The sequence below is a fragment of the Staphylococcus sp. KUGN1 genome (genome assembly GCF_045984185.1).
GTDB lineage: Bacteria > Bacillota > Bacilli > Staphylococcales > Staphylococcaceae > Staphylococcus > Staphylococcus warneri_A.
This window is the reverse complement of the sequence record NZ_JBJQIL010000001.1, coordinates 56,902-71,621: the sequence shown is the minus strand read 5'-3', so window position 1 is coordinate 71,621 and position 14,720 is coordinate 56,902. Positions and strand designations below refer to the sequence as shown.

Annotated in this window: 11 protein-coding genes and 1 pseudogene; 4 read left to right on the top strand and 8 right to left on the bottom strand. The window is 31.7% G+C overall.

The window, feature by feature from the left end; translation table 11 throughout:
* Window positions 1–264: 264 nt before the first annotated feature.
* From ACJQQZ_RS00310 to nagB, 4 genes are all read right to left on the bottom strand, one after another.
* On the bottom strand, window positions 265–912 hold the full coding sequence (locus ACJQQZ_RS00310) for an HAD family hydrolase (protein WP_058709767.1): 648 nt from the start codon (window positions 910–912) through the stop codon (window positions 265–267).
* A 108-nt stretch (window positions 913–1,020) separates the two neighbouring features.
* Entirely contained in the window at window positions 1,021–1,569 is a 549-nt protein-coding gene (gene hxlB, locus ACJQQZ_RS00305; RefSeq protein WP_172852427.1) for a 6-phospho-3-hexuloisomerase, read from the bottom strand.
* Between the two features lie 2 nt (window positions 1,570–1,571).
* Window positions 1,572–2,204 (bottom strand): 3-hexulose-6-phosphate synthase, encoded by a 633-nt coding sequence (gene hxlA, locus ACJQQZ_RS00300; protein WP_002449613.1) that lies wholly within the window; start codon window positions 2,202–2,204, stop codon window positions 1,572–1,574.
* Window positions 2,205–2,303: 99 nt separating this feature from the next.
* A complete protein-coding gene (gene nagB / locus ACJQQZ_RS00295; protein WP_002451096.1) occupies window positions 2,304–3,041 on the bottom strand; it encodes a glucosamine-6-phosphate deaminase in 738 nt (245 codons plus the stop codon).
* Between the two features lie 237 nt (window positions 3,042–3,278).
* On the opposite strand from nagB, the gene ACJQQZ_RS00290 reads away from it, so the two are divergent.
* The 3 genes from ACJQQZ_RS00290 to folE2 are packed head-to-tail and all read left to right on the top strand — an operon-like array spanning window position 3,279 to window position 5,212.
* On the top strand, window positions 3,279–3,641 hold the full coding sequence (locus tag ACJQQZ_RS00290; protein WP_172852425.1) for a YojF family protein: 363 nt from the start codon (window positions 3,279–3,281) through the stop codon (window positions 3,639–3,641).
* Window positions 3,642–3,655: 14 nt separating this feature from the next.
* Entirely contained in the window at window positions 3,656–4,321 is a 666-nt protein-coding gene (gene bshB2, locus ACJQQZ_RS00285) for a bacillithiol biosynthesis deacetylase BshB2 (RefSeq protein WP_002451098.1), read from the top strand.
* Window positions 4,322–4,333: 12 nt separating this feature from the next.
* On the top strand, window positions 4,334–5,212 hold the full coding sequence (gene folE2, locus ACJQQZ_RS00280) for a GTP cyclohydrolase FolE2 (RefSeq protein WP_408023003.1): 879 nt from the start codon (window positions 4,334–4,336) through the stop codon (window positions 5,210–5,212).
* Window positions 5,213–5,264: 52 nt separating this feature from the next.
* Here folE2 and ACJQQZ_RS00275 read toward each other — a convergent pair whose 3' ends face one another.
* Window positions 5,265–6,566: an MFS transporter gene (locus ACJQQZ_RS00275; protein ID WP_107536230.1), complete on the bottom strand. Its 1,302-nt coding sequence runs from the start codon at window positions 6,564–6,566 to the stop codon at window positions 5,265–5,267.
* A 190-nt stretch (window positions 6,567–6,756) separates the two neighbouring features.
* Here ACJQQZ_RS00275 and ACJQQZ_RS00270 point away from each other — a divergent pair, with 190 nt between their 5' ends.
* The gene (locus tag ACJQQZ_RS00270; protein ID WP_145505822.1) at window positions 6,757–8,241 is read left to right on the top strand and encodes a glycosyltransferase family 4 protein; all 1,485 of its coding nucleotides are present in this window, start codon (window positions 6,757–6,759) and stop codon (window positions 8,239–8,241) included.
* A gap of 60 nt (window positions 8,242–8,301) precedes the next feature.
* Here ACJQQZ_RS00270 and ACJQQZ_RS00265 read toward each other — a convergent pair.
* The 3 genes and pseudogenes from ACJQQZ_RS00265 to ACJQQZ_RS00255 form a co-directional block, all read right to left on the bottom strand.
* A pseudogene (locus ACJQQZ_RS00265) lies at window positions 8,302–9,917 on the bottom strand (poly(glycerol-phosphate) alpha-glucosyltransferase).
* A 131-nt stretch (window positions 9,918–10,048) separates the two neighbouring features.
* The gene (locus ACJQQZ_RS00260) at window positions 10,049–13,468 is read right to left on the bottom strand and encodes an MSCRAMM family adhesin (protein ID WP_145505826.1); all 3,420 of its coding nucleotides are present in this window, start codon (window positions 13,466–13,468) and stop codon (window positions 10,049–10,051) included.
* Between the two features lie 683 nt (window positions 13,469–14,151).
* A complete protein-coding gene (locus tag ACJQQZ_RS00255; protein ID WP_015365345.1) occupies window positions 14,152–14,718 on the bottom strand; it encodes an NADPH-dependent FMN reductase in 567 nt (188 codons plus the stop codon).
* Window positions 14,719–14,720 lie beyond the last annotated feature (2 nt).

The window sequence follows — 14,720 nt, the reverse complement described above, 5'->3', positions numbered from 1 at the left end:
TTAATTTGGAATCATTGCTAAAATTTGACGTTTTTTGCCTCTCTTTTTCTCAAAATTTCCCGTAAAATCGCTTTTCAAATAATCTATGTAACAAATTTATTATTTTAGGTATATTAATTCTATAATTTTAAAATAATGATTTAGTTTATATAGAAGCAAAATAAATATTGCCCCTTTTGTATTTCTTTAATAACTTCAAACTTACATTTAACATTCTAAATGCCAGCAAAGTAATAACACTTCACTGGCATTAAGATAATCTATTTATAGTATGGTATTGATTTCATCCGCTTCATTTAAAATATAATCTGGATTTTCTCTTAATAATGCCTTTGCGTCAAAAGCACCCCAAGTTACACCACAAGACTTAATACCAGCTGCTTTAGCCATTTGAATATCATGTATAGCGTCGCCAATGTATATACTGCGTGCCGGATTAAGATGATGATTCTGAATAATATAGTTGATACCATCTGGATCTGGTTTATAACGTGTTACTTTATCAGAACCAATAGCTTCTTGAATAAATCTACCAAGGCCTAAATGGTCTAAATTTCTCAACAACACATCTGTTTTTTTACTAGAAACCACAAACACCTGCTTCTTTTTTCGCAATAATTGTTCTAATGTTTCAGATATACCGATTACCGAACATAAATATGTTGTTTCTAATTGACGGTATTGTTCTCTAAATAATTGTAACAATTGATTTAATGCATCTTCTGTTAAAAAACGGTCACTCATTTCTATAAATGACTTTTCAATGGGAATTCCCATATAATGTACAATATCTGCATCACTTGGTTCAGATAACCCAAATTGTGCAAAAGCTTCTTTAGTTGCTTCAATAGAGCACTGCTTAGAATTCGCTAACGTTCCATCAAAGTCAAAAATATAGTTGTCAAAATTCATGATGATCACCTCTAAAGTACATATAACATATTTTCATTATATAGTAATTTCAATAATTTTTTCTATAAAAAAAGCAACTCCCATTTCATGAGAGTTACTTTTTATGATTTATTCTAAATTGGCATGATTATTTTGCATTGTCGTTTCATCTACGTCAAATTGTGTCATTAATCCAATGACTACACTATCTAAAAAGATTTGTGATGATTGTTCAAACAAACTACCTAAAGGTTGATCAGATCCAGTGGCATCATGTTTTGTACCTGCGGGTAATTCAACTACTGTGTCTGCAATTTCACCAATTGCAGAATCTAGTTTAGTTGTTAGTAATACCACTTCTGCTTCAACTGATTTCGCTTTATCTGCTAATAAGCGAAGATGTTCTGTTGAGCCTGAACCAGAAATCACAATAAATAAATCACCTTTTTGAATTGATGGTGTTGTTGATTCGCCAATAACAAATGCTTGCTTGCCTAATTGATTGAGTCTCATTGCAAAACTATTTGCAACGAATCCAGAACGCCCCTTACCTGCAACAAATATACGTGATGCTTCAGTTACTTCTGATGCAAATCCATCAAATTCTTCATCTTTAACATGAGATAAAGTGCCCTTTAGCTCATCTAAAATTAATTGATAATGATTAAAAGTTGCCATCATTATTTACCTTCAATAGCATCACGACATTGTTTAGCTGCTTCAACAGGGTCATCAGCATTTGCGATACCGCCACCAACAATTACTAAGTCAGGTTCTTCTGCAACAATTTCTTTAATTGTATCTGGTTTAATACCACCAGCAACTGCGACTTTAGAATTTTTAATTACTGATTTAACTTTACGTAAGCTATCTAATGGAGATTGTCCTTCAGCTTGTAAATCATAGCCAGTGTGCACTGCAATATAGTCAGCACCCATTTCATCTAATTCTTTCGCACGTTTTTCTAAATCTTGAACAGCAATCATATCTACTAATAATTGTTTGTCATTTTTATGTGCTTCTTCAACTGCTGCTTTAATTGATGCATCTTCAGCTACACCTAAAATTGTTACAACATCAGCGCCGAATTTAACAGCTTGGCTTACTTCATAGTCTGCTGCATCCATGATTTTTAAGTCTGCTAATACTTTAGCATTGCTTATATTTTCATTTAAATGTTGAACTGCAGGTAAACCTTCGTTAATCACAATTGGTGTACCAATTTCTACAATATCAACATATTCTTCTACTTTTTTCGCTAATTCTGCTGCTTCTTCTTTATTTAATAAATCAATAGCTAATTGTAATTCCACTATAATTCATCCTTTCAAATTTATCTGTATTTATCTATCTCATTGAATGAATTACCCTGTACACTTTTATTTTAAACGAAATATATTTTTCAAAATAGCTTAGCTATTCTTTAAGTCTGGTGCAGCCGCGTCATCTACATAGATTTCTACATTTGGATGTGTCTTTAAAATTGTAGACGGGATATCTTTGCTTACCGGTTGATTCAATAAGTCATTTATTGCTTGTTTCTTTTTCTCTCCAAACGCTAATAAAATGATTCTTTTAGCTTTAATAATTGACTGAAGGCCCATTGATATTGCTTGCTTAGGTACTTCAGACTCATCGTTAAAGTATCTACTATTTGCTTTAATTGTACTTTCAGTTAAATCCACTACATGCGTTTCACTTTCCAATGATGTTCCTGGCTCATTAAATCCGATATGTCCATTTTCACCAATACCTAACAATTGAATATCGATCGGTCCTTCTGATTCAATTAATTGATTATAGCGTCTTGCTTCTTGTTCAAAATCAACTACGTCTCCATTAGGGATATGAATCCGTTGGCGATTAAAATATGGATATTGATTAAATAATATGTCATCCATATAATAATGATAACTTTGTTCATGCTCAGGTTCTAAACCGACATATTCATCTAAATTGAACGTAGTCACTTGTGAGACATCTATTTGATTTTTCTTTAATAGTGTAACTAGACTCTGATAAACATCTGTCATAGTACCTCCTGTAGCTAATCCTAATTTACTATCTGGGCTATAGTCCATTTGTTTAAATAACTCACAGGCAACATAAAATGATGCTAATTCTTTAGAACCTAAATTAATAATTTTCATAATTAATCACCTCAAAAATTTGCTATCAACCAACATAAAAACAAACCCCTTAATTACATTTGGATTATAACACGATACAACATTTTTTTAGTACTAAAGTGATATGCCAACTTTAAAACACTGATATATATGAATAATTTTAAATTTCATAAAAGAAATTGAGCAGAGATGTACATTTATTGCGTTGTTTTTAGTAAAATAGACTGATAAACACATTGAATGGTGTAAGGAGTGAACGTGTTGGAACCTATCAAATATGAAGAAGTGATGAAATTACTCACCTCTTATGAAAATAAACCCGTTTACCTACATGTTGAGACGACAAATGGTGCATATGCTAACCATTTTGATGAACGTGTATTTAATGCAGGTACTTTTTTAAGAAATATACAAGTGACTTATGAACACGCACAACTAAAAGGCGGAGATAAAGATCCATACCGTATCGGTTTAAAACTTCGCGATGGCGGTTGGGTTTATGTTCAGGGACTAACACATTACGAAGTCAACCAAGATAACGAATGTCTCATAGCAGGATTTAATTATGAAGGGCAATTGGCTGCTACATTAGAAATTAGCGAAAAGCCATTTACTATATAGAGGAGGTCAAAATCATGACTGATGAAAGACATGTACTCGTGATATTCCCTCATCCAGATGATGAAACCTTCTCATCTGCGGGAACCATTGCAAGCTATATTGAAGCAGGCATTCCTGTAACCTATGCTTGTTTAACACTCGGTCAAATGGGCAGAAATTTAGGTAACCCCCCATTTGCCACAAGAGAATCATTACCGGATTATCGTGAAAAAGAATTAGAAGAGGCTGCTAAAGCGATTGGTATTACAGATTTACGCAAAATGGGATTACGAGATAAAACAGTAGAATTTGAACCCCATGATCAAATGGATGACATGATTAAAAAATTAATTGATGAAACGAATCCTTCATTAATTATTTCATTCTATCCTAAATTCGCTGTTCACCCTGATCACGAAGCAACTGGCGAAGCTGTAGTAAGAACTGTTGGACGCATGCCTAAAAATGAGCGTCCAAGGTTGACTTTAGTTGCATTCAGTAATGATGCGCCAGATATTTTAGGCGAGCCAGACATCCAAAACGATATTTCTAAATATAAAGACATTAAAATCAAAGCTTTTGAAGCACATGCATCACAAACTGGCCCTTTCTTAAAAGAATTAGCAAGTCCACAAGTAGATGGACAAGTTCATAGCTTTTTAGAAATCGAACCATTTTGGACATATCATTTCGAATCTTAATGGAGGTTAACAATGACAGAATTTGATTTATCTACACGAGAAGGCCGATGGAAACATTTTGGTTCTGTTGACCCTATCGAAGGTACGAAACCAACTACCAAAAATGAAATGACTGATCTACAAAGCACACACAAAAACTTCTTATTTGAAATAGAAGAAGTAGGTATTAAAAATTTAACCTATCCTGTATTGATTGATCAATTTCAAACAGCAGGTACATTTAGCTTTTCAACAAGTTTAAATAAAGATGAAAAAGGTATTAATATGAGCCGTATCTTAGAAAGTGTTGAAAAGCATTATAATAATGGTATTGAATTAGAATTTAATACGCTCTATCAAGTATTAAGAACATTACAAGAAAAGATGAACCAAAACGCAGCAGGTGTGGATGTTAGTGGCAAATGGTTCTTTGACCGCTTTAGTCCGGTAACCCAAATTAAAGCCATTGGAAATGCTGATGTCACTTATGGTTTAGCAATTGAAGGTACTAAAGTAACGCGCAAAGAATTAACAATTCAAGCGGCCGTTACGACGTTATGTCCATGTTCAAAAGAAATCAGTGAATACTCAGCACATAATCAACGTGGTATCGTTACAGTGAAAACGTATTTAAATAGAGATGACATTGTCATTGATGATTATAAAGATAAAATTTTAGATGCGATGGAGGCAAATGCAAGCTCCTTACTTTATCCAATTTTAAAACGACCTGACGAAAAACGTGTCACGGAACGTGCTTATGAAAATCCACGTTTTGTTGAAGACTTAATCCGATTAATAGCAGCTGATTTAGTTGAATTTGATTGGATAGAAGGCTTTGATATCGAATGTCGTAACGAAGAATCCATACATCAACATGATGCTTTTGCGCGTTTAAAATATAGAAAATAATAAAAGAAATGCAGTACTTCCAAATATATCAATTTGGGAAGTACTGCATTTTTTATTTTGTCATATGCATTTTCTTTTCACCTGGTCTAACAAAGCACATTGCAATGATACTAATTAATGATGCAACCACTGCAGATACAAACATTGAAGAGTAGCCATAAGATGCTACTAAATAGCCTGTTAATGTTGGCGCAATGACCGTTGCAGTATTAACAAAGAAATGTGTAATACCTCCGTATGTACCTGTATTGTTAGGTGTTGTATCAATAATTACAGCCCAATATACGGCATTAGGTAAGAAAATAAATGCGTTTCCAATCATCATTAAAATCATGACCGCTACAATACTATGTGTAAATGGAATGATTAAAAAGCATGTAGCAGCGCAAATCATACCTGCTATTGAAAGTCCAGATCTCGCAATACGTAGACTTCCTGTCTTTTTTCTAAGCCAATCTGATAATTGACCACCGAAGTAAGCTGTAAAGACTGCCCCAATCCATGGAATCATACCTAAATACCATAATGAATGGATTTCAAAATGATATTCATCCTGTAAATATTTAGGCGTCCAAGTTAAAATAAGAAAGTTAACATATTGGAAACCAAAATAACCTAACATATTACAAATTAACGTTGTACTTGTAAAAAAATGATACCATTTTTCTTTAGATTGTTCTGTATCAACTGTCTTTTCGACATTTAAACTATCCTCAGTAGATCGAATAGATTGTAATTCTTCTTCAGAAATTCTTTTATTATCTTCAGGGTAATCTGTAAATACCATAGACCAAACAACTACCCAAATCAGGCCTAATATCCCTAGCAAGATAAATAGTAAACGCCAATTAGAAATTGTTAAAAAACCTGAAACAATGGGTGCTGTAATGAGTGCACCTAATGGTACACCGATTAATCCTAATGCAGATAATAAACCTCTTTCTTTAGGCGCAGCCCAATTGGCATTGGTTTTACTAATTGTAGAAAAAATAGGCCCTTCAGCCACACCAAACATGACACGCAACATGCCGAATCCTGCTAAAGCAGAACCTCCAAATACTGCAATACCTAATTCACCAGCAAATGCCATAGCAATTTCTACTAATGACCAAGCAGTTCCTGCTACAATCCATACAAATTTCGGTCCTTTTTTATCCGCTGTAATACCCCCTAACAGCGAACCAAACATATAACCATAACCAAAATATCCTAGAATAGAGCCCCAAGCAATCGTATCAAAACCAAATTCTTTGATAATATCCTCTTGAGCGTATGAAATAGCACCCCTATCAATATAATTAATCATTGTCATAATGACAATCATCGTAATAATAAAATAGCGATAACGCTTCATTATGTCCCACCCCTTCATGAACTTTTACACTCGTTAGTAGTGTAGCATAGTTGTAATTGGAAGCGCTACCATAAATGGTTAGAATTTTAAAATAATTAGAAAAAAAGCGAAATGTTGTATGCATTAATATATTTATATGCAATAAACATGTTATAATTAATGAAAAATATACTAAATATGAGGTATTTATATGAATTATTTTGTAGGTTTTAATTTAGGAAGTACATTGACAGGTATTGAAAAAGCCATGATAAATCGTACTAATCTTTTTAAAAAAGCAGGATTGCCAGCTAAATGTGTTTTTATTAAATGGAATCGATTTTTAAATAATTATTATAAGAAATTTATAAATAAAGACGATATTATCAACATGTATGACTTTTTTCAAGAAGTAGAGAATTTAAATGAAACTTATCAATTTGATTGGATTAGTTATTGGGAAGATCAATGTAATTATGATATAGAATATGTTCCAAATACGAACGATGTAAGGGTCTATAATAATGGTATTTTTATTATATATGCTCATTTTTTCAATTCTAGTCATAAAAACATTGATTACATTAACTATTTTGATAAAAATAGAAGAAAAGTTAAAAGAGAATTATTTGATGTTAGAGGCTTTTTAAGTTGTACTAAGTTATTGACTGTAAACCAAAATACGGTATATGAATCATATCATAACGCAAATGGTGAAATTGTAATTGAAAAATATTATCATGCTCAATCAGACAAAGATACGTTAGATTTGATTGTATTGAATTTTGATAATAAAAATCATTATTTTTATCAAGAAGAAGAGTTAGTAGCTTATTTTATCGAAACTTTATTCCAAGAAAATGATTTATTCTTTAGTGATAAAAACCTATACACTGCACCTGCCTTTAATTTAACTTCAACAAATATTCCGGTAGTTGCTGTTTTACACAGTACACACGTAAAAGATTCAAATAATGTTTCTACATCTAATTACAAAAATGTATATAAAGAAATTTTTAACAATTTATCTAGATACCAAGCTATAATTGCATCGACAAATGAACAAAAGTTAGATGTATCTCATCGTGTTAATTCAGAAATCCCTGTTCACAATATACCTGTTGGTTTTACAAATCCTATTAAATTAGCAAATAATAATATCAATCATAACAAATTAATTTCTGTAGCTAGATATTCACCAGAAAAACAACTTGATCACCAACTCAGATTAATTAAAAAATTAAAAAATAGTTTTCCAAATATAGAATTACATATGTATGGTTCAGGAATGGAAAAAGTTAAATTACAAAATCTTATAAAAGAGCAAGATTTAGAGAATCATGTATTTTTACGTGGTTTTTTACCAGATTTAGAAAACGAATTTAATGATGCCTATCTGTCAATTATAACAAGTAATATGGAGGGCTTTTCTTTAGCACTGCTTGAATCATTAGCACACGGAGTTCCAACTATAAGTTACAATATTAAATATGGTCCTAAAGAAATGATTAATAATGGCGAAAATGGCTATTTAATTGAAAAAAATGATGAAGATGCATTATACGAAAAAGTAAAATATCTATTAGATCATCCTGAACTACAACACGAATTTTCACTAAATAGCATACAAGTTGCCAATCAATTTTCTGAAGATCATTTAATTAAACAATGGCATACCTTCCTTAAAACGTTATAATTTCTAATAATCATAAAAATTCCCAAGATACATTTTGTACCTTGGGAATTTTATTACCCTTTAATCCTTAAATGCTTTTTGGTATTGTACATACCCTGAAAGGAAGTGCTCAATATCATCTATTCTGACTCTATATCCTTGGTCTTTAACAAAAAATGATCCCAAGATTCTTTGAGGATTTTTAAAGTACATTGCTACTTCAGGGTAAAAATAGCCAATCCTCTGATAGTCTGCTCTCAAATGAATAGTGTCTATAAATTTGTCTTCATCAATATTCTCATTAATTAAATTTTGTTTACCAATAGATTTTGCTTTTTGAATCAAACGATAAGTAGCCATCAGTAATTCTAAAAATGTAGCAAAAGCTAATTTATTTCTTCTTATAAAAGCAAGATTTTCATTGACATTTTTAATACCGAAAATAATATATTTATCCTCTGGTTTTATTTGTACTAACTCATTTGTACAATATCCTAACCAATGATCGTGATATTGCCAATACTCGTTTTTAATGAAGAATTCAAATAAATTTTCAACTGTTTCTAACCATAAATTATTTTTATCATGTTGATATAATCTTAATAATGCTAACGCTGCCTCACCATCATAATAAACAATTCTAAACTTCTCTTTAACAGATAAATCAGGATAGTTTAATATATGAGTAGTTTCAAAGGTATCTTTATTAATCATTGTTAATATACCATTAGCTACTTTTTGGGCCACTTTTAGATAGCGCTCATTATTTTTCACCTTAAGATATTCACAAATGGCAAAAATAAATGAAGCATTTTGGCCTAATTTTATCTCATTACTATTTTCTGTATCATCAAAAACGTAACAATTACCATCTTTTTCTAAAATATAGTTTTCAATAATGAAATCGATTGCCTTTTCTACTGGTTCGACTGATTGATCTATATAAGTTAATCCTTCTATTAAAGCATAGATAGATGAAGAATGTCGTAAAATATTATAAAAATTAATTTTTTTATCAAAGTGTGGGAAATAACCATAATTATACTTACCGTTTTCCCCTAGCATATTTAATAAATAAGGCACACTGCTGTTGATTAGTTTATCTATTTCATCTGATAAGTTATCAACTTTACGTAATCCTTTTCTGTTACCTTCAGGCCATAATTCAAAAACTTCCTCTTCATCTAATATAAAACTTTGAGTGAAAAATTTAATGACATTTTTATCGTTATAAAATTCATGGGTAAAACCTTTTTTATGGTTGGTATACTTTCTTAAATAATTATTAATATTATCTTCTGATAACTCTAAATTTCCTGTTTCTTTATTTGGTTTTACAAAAGCATTAATATTAATTTCTTCAGGTAAAAATGCTAAGTTCCAATATTGATCAAAAGCAATACCAAATTGTACATAATTACGACGCGTTTCTTCCAATTCTTCTTTAATTTGTTTAAATGATATATTTTCTTCCCCTGTAACAAAATCGAGTTTTATCCATTGAGGATACTCACCAGATTTTTTTTAAACTTTAAGCATAGCTTATTAATCTCTCTCTATATATAGTTTGTCTTTTTTAATAATTTAATAGTCGCTTTAACATTTGGTTTTCCTAAACTTACAAATGCGTATGCGTTTTTATAATCCTCTATTTTTATAAAACTTAATAATTTGTTTATTTTTGCTTCAATTCTCATGATTACCTCCATTTGCATAACATATATTTATTATAACATTTTCTACAATTATGTAACTTATAAAAATAATAAAAACCAGGTTTTTTAAACCTGGCTTTTACCATTAATAAATATTGTATTTTTATTGGATATTACTTGTTATTTGCATCTTTTTTACGGCGTCTACCGAATAAGAATAAAGATCCTAATGCCGCGAATAATGAACCGAATAAAGTAGCATAGTTTTGATTAGAGTCATCACCCGTTTCAGGTAATGCATCATCTCCATGCTCTTTATCTGCATCGTTGTCTGAGTCTGAGTCGCTGTCGGAATCTGAGTCACTGTCTGAGTCAGAATCGCTGTCTGAGTCTGAATCGCTGTCTGAATCTGAGTCGCTATCTGAGTCAGAATCGCTGTCTGAATCTGAGTTGCTATCTGAGTCAGAATCGCTATCTGAATCGGAGTCACTGTCGGAATCTGAGTCACTGTCTGAGTCTGAGTCGCTGTCTGAATCTGAGTCACTGTCGGAATCTGAATCGCTGTCTGAGTCTGAGTCGCTGTCTGAATCTGAGTCGCTATCGGAATCTGAATCTGAATCGCTATCTGAATCTGAGTCACTGTCGGAATCGCTATCTGAATCTGAGTCGCTATCTGAATCAGAATCGCTGTCTGAGTCGGAATCGCTGTCTGAATCTGAGTCGCTGTCTGAGTCAGAATCACTGTCTGAGTCAGAATCGCTATCTGAGTCGGAATCGCTGTCTGAGTCTGAGTCACTATCTGAATCTGAGTCGCTATCTGAGTCAGAGTCGCTGTCTGAGTCGGAATCGCTGTCGGAATCTGAGTCGCTATCTGAGTCGGAGTCGCTGTCTGAGTCGGAATCGCTATCTGAATCGGAATCACTGTCGGAATCTGAGTCACTATCTGAGTCGGAATCGCTGTCTGAGTCTGAATCGCTGTCGGAATCTGAGTCAGAATCGCTGTCTGAGTCAGAATCGCTATCTGAATCGGAGTCACTGTCGGAATCTGAGTCACTGTCTGAGTCTGAGTCGCTATCTGAGTCTGAGTCGCTATCTTCTTCGAAGTAACCATTGTCTATTGTGAAATCATCATGATCTTTAATAGTTACATGTACATCTTCCCCATCAGCATCTTTATCATCATCACTAGAGTCTACTGTAGTTTGTGTTAAGTTTGCTGGTTTATCAAAATGAACAATGTAATCACCATTATCTAAATTATCAAAACGGTATTTACCATTTTCATCTGTTGTTGTTGTTTGAAGCACGTTACCATCTTTGTCTTTTAATGTAACAGTTACACCAGGAATCCCTTTTTCAGTATCATCTTGTTTACCGTCTTTGTTGGTATCTAACCAAACATAATCACCTAAACTATATTTTGGTGTTTTATAGAAACCACTATCTAACGTCCAGTTATCTGCGTCTTTAATCACACCAGTAGTAGTTAAGCCATCTGAATCAACACTATCATCTGTACCAGCATTTGCTGTTGTTGGTGTATAACCTTCTGGTGTTGAAAATTCTACTGTATATGTTCCGTTTGTTAAGTTATTAAATTGATATTTACCTGTTGCATCTGTAGTAGTACGATCCAACTCTTTGCCATTAGCATCTTTAAGAATGACATATACACCTTGAATACCTTTTTCATCAGCATCTTGTTTACCATCTTTATTCGTATCTTCCCATACATAATCACCTAATGCATATTTCTTTAAATCACCATTAGCTGTTGAAGATCCTGCTGTTACTGAATAAGAGTTTGACCATGTGTAGATTTTTTCATTAGTATCTAATCGGTAATCAATTTTACCATTCGTATCATTTGCTGTATCTAAAGGATAGGCAACTTGTTCAATAATATATTGCTTATTACTACTTCTTGCTCCGTTTAATAAATCAACAGTTGCAGTTTGGTTGTTATTACTATAATTAATTTTAAAATTACTAGTTACATCTTTAAGATTAGATGTATCTGGTGTAAAACTATCTACAAATTGGTTTTGATCTGTTACTTCATAGATTTTGAAGTTATTTTTAGTTGGATCGAATTTAAATCCCGTTAGGTTTGTAGTAAATATTTCTTTCGTAAATGTTGATTTGGGTTGGTTAATGTAAGCTGTCATATGACGTGCTAATGTACCATTTTCAATATAATTTGTACTTGTAATGATAGGTGCATTCTCTTTATTACCATAATCCACAATAACATCTTTAGAATATGATTGATTACCTAAAGTGACTTGCATTGGATAAGCCGTTTTATCAGTTGTTGCATTTTCACGTTTAGCAAACGTAATCTGTTCAAAACTACCTTTAATATTATTATATTGATCAACGTAGTTAGTAAATGTATAAGTAGTTGAATTAGTATTACTATCGTAAATACCTTTAGCAACTAATCCACCATTTGCATCATATAAGTTCTGTTGTGTAGAAGGTAAACTTACTGAACCAGGACGGAAGTATTTTCCATATTGGAACGTCATTTGGTCTCCTTCATGCACATCATCATCAATTGTATAATCCGATTTTAATTTTAAAACATCACTTGATGTAGCCCAGAATTCTTTTTGTCCTGTTTGAGGATTTGTATGTCCTTTATCAATAGCTATATCGATATTAGAAAAATGAACTTTATCATTTACATTTGTACCTTGTCTTACTGCTGCTAATTTTTTAATACCTAAACGATTAACAGGTTTTGGTGTTGTTGTAGTTGAACGTGGTGTAGCATACGTTGTTGTTGAATCTTTTTTATTTGAATAATCTTGAGCTAGTACACTTAATAATGTTGTTTCATCAAGATTCTTATAATCTAAATCTAAGTTTTCAACTTGTGCTTTTGCATCTTCTTTGCTTGTATTGTTTGTATCAGCAATATAATTCGTTAAAGCTTCTTGTTTATCTTCAGTTGTTGATGCATTTTGAACATTATTTACTACTGTATCAAATTCTTGTGTTGTATTTGCTTCTGGTGAATTTTGAGTTTGAGTTGTTGGTTGAGTTGATTGTTCTGTAGTTGTTTCTTGAGAATCAGTTTGGTTTGATTCTGGAGTTTGGTCTGTAGTTGTTGGAGTTTCTTTTGTTGTATCAGCTTTTGGTGCTTCTTCTGTTGTTGCTGGTTCTTCTTTTGTTGTGTCAACTTTTGGTTCTTCTGCTTCTGCTGTTGCTGGTGCTTCTTTTTTTGGTTCTTCCGCTGTTGTTGGCGCTTCTTTTGTTGTCTCAGCTTTTGGTGTTTCTTCCGTTGTTGACTCTTCTGAAGTAGTTGCTTCATTTGTTACATCAACTTGGTCAGGGTTGACATTATTGTTAGTTGCTTGTTCATTTGTTTGAACATCACCTTTTTGTTTAACACTATCTTGAGAGGCTATATCTTCATTAGATTGAGTAGATTCTTCAGTACTTGTCTTCTCAGAAGCATGCGCTTCGTTATTACCAATACCGAATACTAATGTGGCGCCGACTAAAATTGATGCCGTCCCTACTGTAAAACGTCTAATTGAATATTTGTTTAGTTTGTTTGGTAAAAAATCCATTCTTTTCTTCATTTACTTCCTCCTTGAAAAATTTTTCAAAATACTATGTAACAACCATGTATATTCTTTTAGTTGCTACCACAAATATAATACAAGCAATATTATTTTGCAACATATAATATTTTATTAATAAAGTATACAAACTTCATAATATTAAAATATTAAAAAATTAATGAATAAATGTCTGAAACATTACATTTACTAAAATAAGTTGATTAATAAATTTACATAAAAATAATCCTTTTGAAAGCTATATGTCATATAGTTACGCTATAAAATAATGATTAATCGATTCGCACTATATTTTTAATGACAAATATAACAATCAAAAGGATTATTGTTTTATATATTCTAAACTTATTATCAAAACATGCTTGTTTATCAAACTTCATTTAATTATTATGTATAATTTGTTAGATAATGACTTAAATCATTAAATGACCTTCAATGATTTAAGAATATCATTATATAATCTTTTTAAATAAATCACAACAATAATATCATTTGAGAATTAAATACTTTAATTCTCAAATGAATATAAATAAAATATATATTTACTTATCAGCAACAAAAAACTCAAACAAGTTTTATATAATGTAGATATTTAGAAATTAGTATATTTTCTAACTACTCTTTAATATCTATTCAATACTTGTTTGAGTTGATTTTAATCATTTTCTATTTTAGTTGTGCTTTTATTTTAAATGGTCATATGGACTATTATTTACGAAAGATACAATTTGATCTACAAATAATCTAGCACGTAACTGGAATTCATCATCTTCTAAATATAATGTGCCATCATCTAATTTAGCGTAATCACTATCATGCGTAGCAATTTGCGTAGGTACAGCAATGCCTAATAAACTTCTCACGATAATTCTTAAATGTGATAGTGGTTCAGAACTTACAATACCACCACTATTTCCAATCAATCCAACAGGTTTCATTTTAAAGTAATCCATATTCAAGTGGTCTAATGCGTTTTTTAAAATACCTGAAAATGAACCGTGGTAATTAGGTGTCCCTAATATGAAGAAATCCGCTTCCATAGCCTTACTTTGTAATAAATCAACATTATTTTTAATCTCTTCAGTCGCTTGTGTTGTCCCTGCAAAATCAAGTTGATGTATAGGATTTTTCGCTAATTCAAAAATTTCCAACTCTACATCATGTTCTTCAAATTGACCTTGTAAATATTGGGATAACGCGTGCGTATGAGATCCTAATTGTGCACTACCGATAATTGCTAGTCCTTTCATTA

Bases quoted from the DNA above. Each gene is read 5' to 3' on its own strand.
- folE2 (WP_408023003.1), top strand. From the start codon at position 4,334: ATGACAGAATTTGATTTATCTACACGAGAAGGCCGATGGAAACATTTT.
- ACJQQZ_RS00255 (WP_015365345.1), bottom strand. From the start codon at position 14,718: ATGAAAGGACTAGCAATTATCGGTAGTGCACAATTAGGATCTCATACG.
- ACJQQZ_RS00260 (WP_145505826.1), bottom strand. From the start codon at position 13,468: ATGAAGAAAAGAATGGATTTTTTACCAAACAAACTAAACAAATATTCA.
- ACJQQZ_RS00270 (WP_145505822.1), top strand. From the start codon at position 6,757: ATGAATTATTTTGTAGGTTTTAATTTAGGAAGTACATTGACAGGTATT.
- nagB (WP_002451096.1), bottom strand. From the start codon at position 3,041: ATGAAAATTATTAATTTAGGTTCTAAAGAATTAGCATCATTTTATGTT.
- bshB2 (WP_002451098.1), top strand. From the start codon at position 3,656: ATGACTGATGAAAGACATGTACTCGTGATATTCCCTCATCCAGATGAT.
- ACJQQZ_RS00275 (WP_107536230.1), bottom strand. From the start codon at position 6,566: ATGAAGCGTTATCGCTATTTTATTATTACGATGATTGTCATTATGACA.
- hxlB (WP_172852427.1), bottom strand. From the start codon at position 1,569: ATGGCAACTTTTAATCATTATCAATTAATTTTAGATGAGCTAAAGGGC.
- ACJQQZ_RS00310 (WP_058709767.1), bottom strand. From the start codon at position 912: ATGAATTTTGACAACTATATTTTTGACTTTGATGGAACGTTAGCGAAT.